Genomic DNA, 9,042 nt, shown 5'->3' on the forward strand with positions numbered 1-9,042 from the left:
CCTCTGCGCTGGCACCGGCATAGTTTCCGGCGAGCAGGGCAGGGGAATGGACATCGCCGCTCGACGCCATCACCAGCCACTGTAAGATCGCTCCGTTGGTGAAGCCGACGTCGACGCCATATTTATTGATGCGTCCCGAATAGAGCTGCTGAGGGTCGTTGCGGTTGGCTGGCGTGAAGGTGCACCGCATATCTTTGCTCGAGCCGATGACAAAGCCTACGCCRCCATCGATGACGCAGGTGAGAAGTCCCACTTTGACGCCGAAATCCGCATGAGCGGGCGCTGAAAGCGGCACAAGGGCAAGCGCTGCGAGGATGAGCTTCTTCATGGCGGGTTCCTTTCAGGGGCATGAAGAAATATCAACCGATTAGCTGCCGAAAGGTTCCCATGGTGCGGACTTGCGGTCCGCACCCCCACATCATCCTTTCTACAACCCCAGTTTGCAGTACGGCTTGACGGATTTCATTTTATGATCATAAATTGTGATCACATTGGGCGATTGTGTGCAATGTTTGCAACCTTGCTTGGGCAAAACGAAAACTGGGGGAACTATGATTGCGCGAATTTCGAAGACATTTATGTGCTTCTCGTTGGCCGCGTTCGCATTCCTGGTCCTGTTCAACAACCTCACCGACTACGGTTCCAACTACAACTTCGTTCGCCATGTTCTAAGCATGGACACGACGTTTCCCGGCAACGCCTTGATGTACCGTGCCATCACCACGGAAACGCTTTGGCATCTCGGCTACTGGTTCATCATCGCAGGTGAAGCAGTGGTTTTCGTGTTGTTTGCGCTGAGCACGCTGGCCATGTTCCGGGCGCGGAATGGCACGGCCGCCAGTTTCAACACGGCAAAGAACTGGGTGCATGGCGCTGCCTGCGTCGGCTTCATGGTCTGGTTCCTCGGCTTCATGGTGGTCGGCGGTGAATGGTTTTCCATGTGGCAGTCATCAGACTGGAACGGCCAGGAAGGCGCCTTCCAATTCTACATGACGATCCTCGCCGTGCTGATCTATGTGGTCTTGCCGGATGGCGAACTTGAGTGATGCGCCAACCCATTGGTGATTGGCCTGTGCGTGTTGCTTGACGCACAGTCGGGCTCGCCCAAGCTAAGCCTAGGCTGGTCTGGTCGAGCGAACAGGTTGCACAGCAGGTCCAGCCTATTTGATCTTGCGCAATTGCCGGCGAATAGTGCCAGCAAATCGCTCGACCCGAGCCACGGGAGACTCTTCGGCTGCGTAGAAAGACAACATCGCAAAGCGTGCCTTGGGCGCGCAGGCCCTGAACAAACCCCATTTCAGGATGCGGCGAACGGGGCGGCGCATGACCAGCCGGTCGACCCACCACGGGCTGCCAAGCGTGGTGACGGCAACGACATGGCGGAGCTTGTAGAGGAGCGGCCTGATCGTGCCCAAGTCCTTGGCATGGTCGAAGGCAATGCCTGGGGAAAACACGCGGTCGACCCAGCCCTTCAGTATCGCCGGCAAGCCGAACCACCACGTCGGAAAGACCAAGACAAGCACTTCCGCCTCGCGAAGTGCCGCGGCGTGGCTCATCAAGGCCCCAGCCTCGAAGCGCTCGCCATAATACGAGCCGCGCTCGGCCGTGCTGAGCCGCGGATCGAAACCGTTGGCATAGAGGTCGAGCAGCGTCACCTTGTGGCCAGCACGGGTGAGTTCATCGAAAACGATATCGGCAAAATGCCTGTTGAGGCTTTCGGGCAGCGGATGCGACAGGACAACGAGGCAGTTCACGGCGAGGCCTGACGCTGGTGCGTGATCCGAAAGTCTGGATCGGTTGTCGGATAGGACCACGCACGGGTTAAGAAATATTGTAGCGCCAGGTGTGCGTCCAAGGACGCGTGGAACTCCGGGGATCAGACGCCGCGCGTGCGCGCCAGGCCGTCGACGGCCGGCTTGTAGTTCGGGTCGAGGCGGACCGCTTCGGCGTAGGCTTTGGCGGCCTTGGCCTTGTCGCCCCGGCGCTCATAGATCAGCGCCTGGTTTGCCCAGCTCTCGGCGATCTTGCCGTCGAGCTTGATCGCCATGTTGAAGTCGGCGAAAGCGTTTTCGTCGTCACTGGTAGCGAGGTAGGAGAGCCCGCGGCCATTGTAGGGTTCGGCCGAATCCGGAGCGAGCGAGATCGCCTTCGAGAAATCCTCGATGGCAAAGGCGTGCTGGCCCTGGCTCTGATAGATCAGGCCGCGATTGTGGTAGGCACGCGGGTCGGTGGTGTCGAGCTCGATCGCCTTTTGGAAATCATTGAAGGCATCCTGCGAGCGGCCGGCTTTGCGGTAGAGATTGCCGCGGCCGATATAGGCGGCGTCGTAGGAGGCGTTGAGTTGGATGGCCTTGTTGTAGTCGGCGAGTGCCGCCGGCTGGTTGCCCATGAAGCGGTAGATCAGCGCTCGGTTGGAATAGGCCTGGTAGAAATTCGGGTTGAGCTGGAGCGCCCGGTCGAAGTCCTGCAGGGCCTCGCGGTACTTGCCGCTGCGGCCATAGGCCGAGCCGCGCACGTTGTAGCCTTGAGGGTCGTTGGGATTGCTGGCGATCACGGCGCTCAGCGAGGAGATGTTCTCGCTCGAGCCTTGCGCCGTGTCGATGCGCGTCAGTTCGCCTGCCGGACCGCCCGACTGGCAGCCGGCGACAGTCATCGCGACAAGCATGAGGGCCGTCATGGCGCCGCCGCGCAGCAGTGAGGTGCGGTTGCTCATGACTGCATTCATCGCTGCGTGTCCTCGCTTGCGCGCTCCGGGCAGTGGGCGCTGCGTCCGGCGGCAAGCCGGACAAAACAAAAAGGTGGCGGCGATTTTTAGTCGCCCCACCTCGTCGTTATCCTTCGAAAAGGACCAAAGATTGGCAGATCAACGTGCCGGACGTGCACCAGCACCGGCGCCAGCAGCGGCTGCCGGGCGCGGCGTGCTGGGCAGCAGGCCTTCGCGCTGAGCGCGCTTGCGGGCCAGCTTGCGGGCGCGGCGGACGGCTTCTGCCTTCTCGCGAGCACGCTTTTCCGACGGCTTCTCGTAGTGACCGCGCATCTTCATTTCACGGAAGATGCCTTCGCGCTGCATTTTCTTCTTAAGCGCGCGAAGCGCCTGGTCAACATTGTTGTCGCGGACGAGTACCTGCACTTGTGATCCTGTCGTTCGTGTTCGAAATCTCAAGGCCGCGGCAATAGCCACGAAGCCTCCGCGATGACTGACACCGCGAATTGTTGGGCGGCTGATAGCAGAATCAGGTCTGCCTGTCCACCACAAAGGCCGCATTTCCTGAGGTCGCTGTAAAATGTGCCCGACAAGTGAGCCCATTTCCGCCTCATTTGTTGGAGACCAAGCCGATCCCACGCCCTCTCCAAATCCGCAAGGTAATTCTCATGCGTTCGATTCTCGTTGCCCTCGCGCTTGCGGCGGCCCTGCCGCAGGCGCATGCCGCCGATCTCATCCATTTTTGGGACGCGCCGCAGCATGGCGGCAACAGTTTCAACCGCCWGCCGCCCGACCAGGCCTATTTCGACGCCCTGCGCGGCTATGGCGCGAGCTGGGTGCGATTGTCCTATGACAAGTGGAAGCCGGAAAAGCGCGACTTCCTGATCGGCACCGCCGACAAATATGAAGGTCTCGTCGCCTCGGACGTGAAAACCCTCAAGGCCGTGCTCGATCGCGCCGACAAGGCCGGGCTCAAGGTGGTGATCGCGCCTTTGTCGCTGCCGGGCATGCGCTGGGCTCAGAACAACGACAAGAAATTCGACGGTCGCCTGTGGAAAGACAAGGCCTATTGGGCTCAGGCTGCCGCCTTCTGGCGCGATCTCGCCGCCGAGCTCAAGGATCATCCGGCGGTCGCCGGCTACAACATCGTCAACGAGCCGGCACCTGAGAAGGGCAATGGCCTCGCCGAGCATGCCGATCCGGCTGCSATGAAAGCCTGGTACGACAAGCAGAAAGACAGCGCGAGCGACCTGCCTGCCTTTTACGAAACGATGATCAAGGCGATCCGCGAAGTCGACCCGACAACGCCTGTCATGGCCGACTCCGGCTGGTATGCGGCGGCCGATGCCTTTTCCTATTGGCCAGCCAAGCTCACCGACGAGCGCGTGCTCTACTCTTTCCATATGTATGAGCCATACGCTGCCACCAGCGCGCCCAACATGAAGCGCGAAAAGCCCTACCAGTATCCGGGCATGGTGCCTTACGGCGACGGCGAGCAGAAATGGGACGCGGAGCGGGTCAAGGCCTATCTGGCCCAGCCGGTCGAATGGGCAGACAGCCATGGCATTGCACGCAACCGGGTCGTTGCCGGCGAGTTTGGCTGCATGCGCCGCTTGCCGTTCTGCACGCAGTATCTCGAAGACGTGCTCGCGCCCCTCGACGCCGACAAGCTGCACTGGGCCTTCTACAGCTTCCGTGAGGACGCCTGGGACGGCATGGATTACGAGCTCGGTTCGGGCAAGGTGAACTGGAAGTACTGGGAAGCCCAGGAAAAGAACGAGCCCGATCCGGTCAAGCGCAAGCCAACGCCCGAATTCGAGCCGATCTCCAAGCGCCTGAAGCCATAACATCGGCCGATAGCGGGCGCTTCCAGAGATTGACTTCGGCGGCTGGTCCTTTAACCCGCCGAAGTTGCACCATGCAGCGCCGGCATCCAGCGTCTATTGCAGGGTTCTGAAATGATCGCTTGCAGTCTGGAACTACTGATATGACCGACACCGCTATCCCTGCCCGCCAGTCAAGCGCTGAAGGAACGGTGTTCGCCATTCTGCTCGCGGTCAGTTTCTGTCACCTCATCAACGACATCATGCAGTCGCTGCTGACCGCGCTTTATCCGATGCTGCGTGAGGAATACCGCCTCGATTTCTGGCAGATCGGCGTGCTCACCATGACCTTCCAGGTCACGGCCTCGCTGCTCCAGCCGCTGATCGGCATGTACACCGACAAGAAGCCGATGCCCTATTCGCTGCCGGTCGGCATGTTGTCGACGATGGTCGGGCTGGTGCTGCTCGCCTTTGCGCACAGCTATACCATGCTGCTGGTCGGTGCTGCCTTCATCGGTTTCGGCTCTGCCATCTTCCACCCCGAATCCTCGCGAGTGGCGCGCCTCGCTTCCGGTGGCCGCTACGGCCTTGCCCAGTCGCTGTTTCAGGTCGGSGGCAATTTCGGCTCGGCCATCGGCCCGCTGCTTGCTGCCTTCATCGTCGTGCCGATGGGCCAGACCAGCGTCGCCTGGTTTTCGCTGGCGGCCCTTGTCGGCATCGTCGTTCTGTTCCGCGTCAGCGGCTGGTACAGCCGCCATCATGTCAGCAGGGCCAAGCGCGCCACTTCGGCGCTGTTCGATCCGTTGCCGCGCCGCACGGTGATGATCGCGCTGGTGGTGCTGGCGCTTTTGGTCTTCACCAAGCAGATCTACGTGGCCTCGCTGTCGAGCTTCTACACCTTCTACGTCATGCAGAAGTTCGGCGTGAGCGTGCAGGAATCGCAGATCATGCTGTTCATCTTCCTGGGAGCCGCGGCAGTCGGAACCGTGCTCGGTGGGCCGATCGGCGACCGCTTCGGCGCCAAGACGGTAATCTGGTTCTCGATCCTGGGCGTTTTGCCCTTCACGCTGATGCTGCCATATGTCGACCTGTTCTGGACCAAGGTGCTGTCGGCGGTAATCGGCGTCATCCTGGCTTCCGCCTTTTCGGCCATCGTCGTCTTCGCCCAGGAACTTGTGCCGGGCCGTGTCGGCCTCATCGCCGGCATCTTCTTCGGCTTTGCCTTCGGCATCGGTGGCATCGCCGCCGCCGTGCTCGGCGTCGTCGCCGATATCAGGGGCATCGACTATGTCTTTGCGATCTGCTCGTTCCTGCCGCTGCTCGGCCTGCTGACCATCTTCTTGCCCAACATGAAGGCCGCGCGTCCCCGCGCGGCCTGAAGGATGGGGTCTGCTTAGACGCGGTTGATCGAAACACCGCCATCGGCGAGCAAGGCGGTGCCGGTGGTGAAGCTCGACGCCTCGGAGGCGAGATAGAGCGCTGAACGCGCGATTTCCTCGGGCTGTGCGATACGCTTCAGTGCGTGCAGCCCTTCGATGAAGGCGCGTTCTTCCGGGGTGTTGGCTGTCAGCGCCGGGGTGTCGGCAGCCCCTGGGAGCAAGGCGTTGACGCGAATGCCGCGCGGGCCGAACTCTGCTGCCAGTGCCTTGGTCAGGCCGATGACGCCTGCCTTTGACGCCGCATAGGCGGCCATGCCGGGCATGCCGACCGTGTAGCCGACGAAGGTCGAGGTGAAGATCAGCGAGCCGCCACCGCGTTCCAGCATCGCCGGGATCTGGTATTTGGCGCCGACGAACGCACTGGTCAAATTGGTGTCGAGCGTGTCGCGCCAGCCCTGTGTGGACAGGCCGGTGGTGTCGCCCATCTCACCCACTGAACCGGCATTGTTGAATGCGATGTCGAGCCCGCCAAAGGCATCGACGGCTCGCTCGACCAACGCCTTGGCGAATGCCTCGTCCCTGATGTCGCCGGCAAGCGTTACGGCTTCACCATCAGCGCTCGTGATCTCCGCGGCAACCGCATTGAGTTCCTCCGCCCGTCGTGCCGTCAGCACCACCTTGGCGCCCTGGTCGGCGAACAACATGGCCGTCGCCCTGCCGATACCCGAGCTTGCACCGGTGACGATCGCGACTTTTCCGTTCAATCCAAACATCGTTCTTGCTCCATGCGCTTGCAGCCTGCGGGTGTCCGCTGGCCTGGTTGCGTCATTCGCAATTCGATGGTTCGCCAGCCACCCGATACATGCGGCGCAGATGGGCGGCGCAAAACGGCAGGCCCCGTCGCAAACAGTGCAAGGCTGGTCGTTGGATTTCGCTAGTGCTACACCTCGCGCTCTTAAGCTTGCGGCATCTGCGAGGCCCTGAAACAATGCGGAAATATTCGGTTTTTGCCATAGCCCGGGAGGCGATGCGCGGCCACAAGGGTTGGGAGGAGCAGTGGTCCTCGCCCGAGCCGAGGAGCGAGTACGACGTCATCATCGTCGGCGCAGGCGGGCATGGCCTCGCCACCGCCTATTACCTAGCCAAGGAGCACGGCATCACCAATGTCGCGGTGCTGGAAAAGGGCTGGCTCGGCGGCGGCAACACCGGCCGTAACACCACCATCATCCGCTCCAATTATCTCTATGACGAATCGGCGGGCATCTACGATCACGCGCTGAAGCTGTGGGACGGGCTGTCCCAGGACCTCAACTACAACGTCATGTATTCGGCGCGCGGCGTCATGATGCTGGCCCACAACGTCCATGACGTGCAGGTGCTGAAGCGCCACGTCCATGCCAACCGGCTCAACGGCATCGACAATGAATGGCTGACGCCCGAGCAGGCCAAGGAGTTCTGCCCGCCGCTCAACATTTCGGCTTCCGCCCGCTATCCGGTCGTTGGTGCTTCGCTGCAACGTCGTGGTGGCACCGCCCGTCACGATGCGGTCGCCTGGGGTTATGCGCGCGGCGCGTCCGATCGCGGCGTCCACATCATCCAGAATTGCGAAGTCACCGGTGTGCGCCGCACTGCTGATGGGCGCGTTTCGGGCGTCGAAACATCGAAGGGTTTCATCGGCGCCAAGAAGGTCGGCGTCGTTGCCGCCGGCCACACCTCGGTCATCATGAACATGGCCGGCGTGCGCATGCCGCTCGAAAGCTATCCGTTGCAGGCGCTGGTGTCGGAGCCGGTCAAGCCGGTCTTCCCTTGCGTGGTCATGTCCAACACCGTGCACGCCTATATCTCGCAGTCCGACAAGGGCGAATTGGTCATTGGTGCCGGCACCGACCAGTACATCTCCTATTCGCAGACCGGCGGATTGCACATCATCAACCACACGCTCGACGCCATCTGCGAGATGTTTCCGATGTTCACGCGCATGAAGATGCTGCGCTCGTGGGGTGGCATCGTTGACGTGACGCCTGACCGTTCGCCGATCCTGGCCAAGACGCCGGTGCCGGGCCTCTATGTCAATTGCGGTTGGGGCACGGGCGGCTTCAAGGCGACGCCGGGTTCGGGCAATGTCTTTGCCCACACCATCGCGCGCGACGAGCCGCATCCGATCAACGCGCCCTTCACCATCGAACGCTTCCGTACCGGCCGGCTCATCGACGAGGCGGCAGCGGCGGCGGTCGCGCACTGAGGAGCGGGGAATGTCCGAAAAATCAGTCAATCTCGCCGAGAAGCTGGCGCTCTTTGACGAGCGCTGGTCGCCCAAGATCGTTGCCGGTTTCAACGGCAACGACATCATGGTCGTGAAGGTCAAGGGCGAATTCAACTGGCATTCGCATCCCGATACCGACGACTTCTTCCTCGTGCTCAAGGGTCGGCTGCGCATCCAGCTCAGGGACGGCGATGTTGTTCTGGGACCGGGCGAACTCTATGTCGTGCCCAAGGGTGTTGAGCATTGCCCCGTGGCCGAAGAAGAAACGCACATCCTTCTGATCGAGCCCGCTGGCGTGCCCAACACCGGCGATCCGGCGACTGCCGTCACGAAAACCCGATTATGAGGAAGGAACGCCGCTCGTGGCTATGATCCGCCGTTCCCCTCGCTTCTTTTTCGCAGCGGTGGCGCACTGATGTCGACGTTCGCCGCGACCCTGGTTGCGATGGCGCCGCTCGTGCTCGCGGGCGAGAGGGGTATGTTCCACATTCCCGACATGAGCGAGGTGCGGCTGCAGACGATCAGCCGTGCCGGCTATGAGAGCGAATGGCCGTTTTCGGTTGCCTCGGGCGTTCTCGCCTGTGTCTGGAGTGGCGGCCGCAGGGTCGTGTCCTTTGTCGAGGAACACGCATCCGACGGCGACGACCCTGAGCCGCGACAGCCGCGGCACGTCATCGTCTCGGCAAATCCGTTCGAGCTTACCTTTCTCAACATCGCCAACCGCGATCTGTTTCTGCCCGTCGACACGGTGGAAACGCTGATCAAGCGGGTGGCGCCGTTCGCCGCACTTGGCGAAAGGCTTTGCGACCAACCGCAAGGCACCCAAATCGGCCCCGGCGAACTCTAGGGATCATCCAGATGCTTCTCATTCAC

Annotated in this window: 11 protein-coding genes; 6 read left to right on the forward strand and 5 right to left on the reverse strand. The window is 61.6% G+C overall.

The window, feature by feature from the left end; genetic code table 11:
- The coding region (locus AC1DUU_RS14485; protein WP_476784106.1) for a DUF992 domain-containing protein at positions 1 to 328 on the reverse strand (328 nt) is incomplete at its 3' end.
- A 223-nt stretch (positions 329 to 551) separates the two neighbouring features.
- On the opposite strand from AC1DUU_RS14485, the gene AC1DUU_RS14490 reads away from it, so the two are divergent.
- On the forward strand, positions 552 to 1,046 hold the full coding sequence (locus tag AC1DUU_RS14490) for a DUF2165 family protein (RefSeq protein WP_476784107.1): 495 nt from the start codon (positions 552 to 554) through the stop codon (positions 1,044 to 1,046).
- A 114-nt stretch (positions 1,047 to 1,160) separates the two neighbouring features.
- Here AC1DUU_RS14490 and AC1DUU_RS14495 read toward each other — a convergent pair whose 3' ends face one another.
- From AC1DUU_RS14495 to rpsU, 3 genes are all read right to left on the reverse strand, one after another.
- Positions 1,161 to 1,754 carry an NAD(P)H-dependent oxidoreductase gene (locus tag AC1DUU_RS14495; protein ID WP_476784108.1) on the reverse strand — a complete coding sequence of 198 codons (594 nt, stop codon included), beginning with the start codon at positions 1,752 to 1,754 and terminating at the stop codon, positions 1,161 to 1,163.
- A 122-nt stretch (positions 1,755 to 1,876) separates the two neighbouring features.
- Entirely contained in the window at positions 1,877 to 2,713 is an 837-nt protein-coding gene (locus tag AC1DUU_RS14500; protein ID WP_476784109.1) for a tetratricopeptide repeat protein, read from the reverse strand.
- A gap of 150 nt (positions 2,714 to 2,863) precedes the next feature.
- Complete coding sequence (gene rpsU, locus AC1DUU_RS14505; protein WP_067958156.1) at positions 2,864 to 3,130, reverse strand: 30S ribosomal protein S21; 267 nt, start codon at positions 3,128 to 3,130, stop codon at positions 2,864 to 2,866.
- 242 nt (positions 3,131 to 3,372) lie between these two features.
- Between rpsU and AC1DUU_RS14510 the strand changes: the two genes are divergently transcribed.
- Positions 3,373 to 4,551, forward strand: coding sequence for a glycoside hydrolase family 5 protein (locus AC1DUU_RS14510; protein WP_476784110.1), 1,179 nt, complete (start codon positions 3,373 to 3,375; stop codon positions 4,549 to 4,551).
- A gap of 140 nt (positions 4,552 to 4,691) precedes the next feature.
- Positions 4,692 to 5,906 (forward strand): MFS transporter, encoded by a 1,215-nt coding sequence (locus AC1DUU_RS14515; RefSeq protein WP_476784111.1) that lies wholly within the window; start codon positions 4,692 to 4,694, stop codon positions 5,904 to 5,906.
- A 14-nt stretch (positions 5,907 to 5,920) separates the two neighbouring features.
- On the opposite strand, the gene AC1DUU_RS14520 is transcribed toward AC1DUU_RS14515, so the two are convergent.
- Entirely contained in the window at positions 5,921 to 6,679 is a 759-nt protein-coding gene (locus AC1DUU_RS14520) for an SDR family oxidoreductase (protein WP_476784112.1), read from the reverse strand.
- Between the two features lie 215 nt (positions 6,680 to 6,894).
- Here AC1DUU_RS14520 and AC1DUU_RS14525 point away from each other — a divergent pair, with 215 nt between their 5' ends.
- The 3 genes from AC1DUU_RS14525 (at position 6,895) to AC1DUU_RS14535 (ending at position 9,016) form a co-directional block, all read left to right on the forward strand.
- Positions 6,895 to 8,148, forward strand: coding sequence for a sarcosine oxidase subunit beta (locus tag AC1DUU_RS14525; protein WP_476784113.1), 1,254 nt, complete (start codon positions 6,895 to 6,897; stop codon positions 8,146 to 8,148).
- A gap of 10 nt (positions 8,149 to 8,158) precedes the next feature.
- Positions 8,159 to 8,515: a cupin domain-containing protein gene (locus AC1DUU_RS14530; RefSeq protein WP_476784114.1), complete on the forward strand. Its 357-nt coding sequence runs from the start codon at positions 8,159 to 8,161 to the stop codon at positions 8,513 to 8,515.
- A 69-nt stretch (positions 8,516 to 8,584) separates the two neighbouring features.
- On the forward strand, positions 8,585 to 9,016 hold the full coding sequence (locus AC1DUU_RS14535) for a hypothetical protein (RefSeq protein WP_476784115.1): 432 nt from the start codon (positions 8,585 to 8,587) through the stop codon (positions 9,014 to 9,016).
- The last annotated feature ends 26 nt before the right edge of the window (positions 9,017 to 9,042 follow it).

The organism is Aminobacter sp. P4_H6_2 (assembly GCF_056400805.1).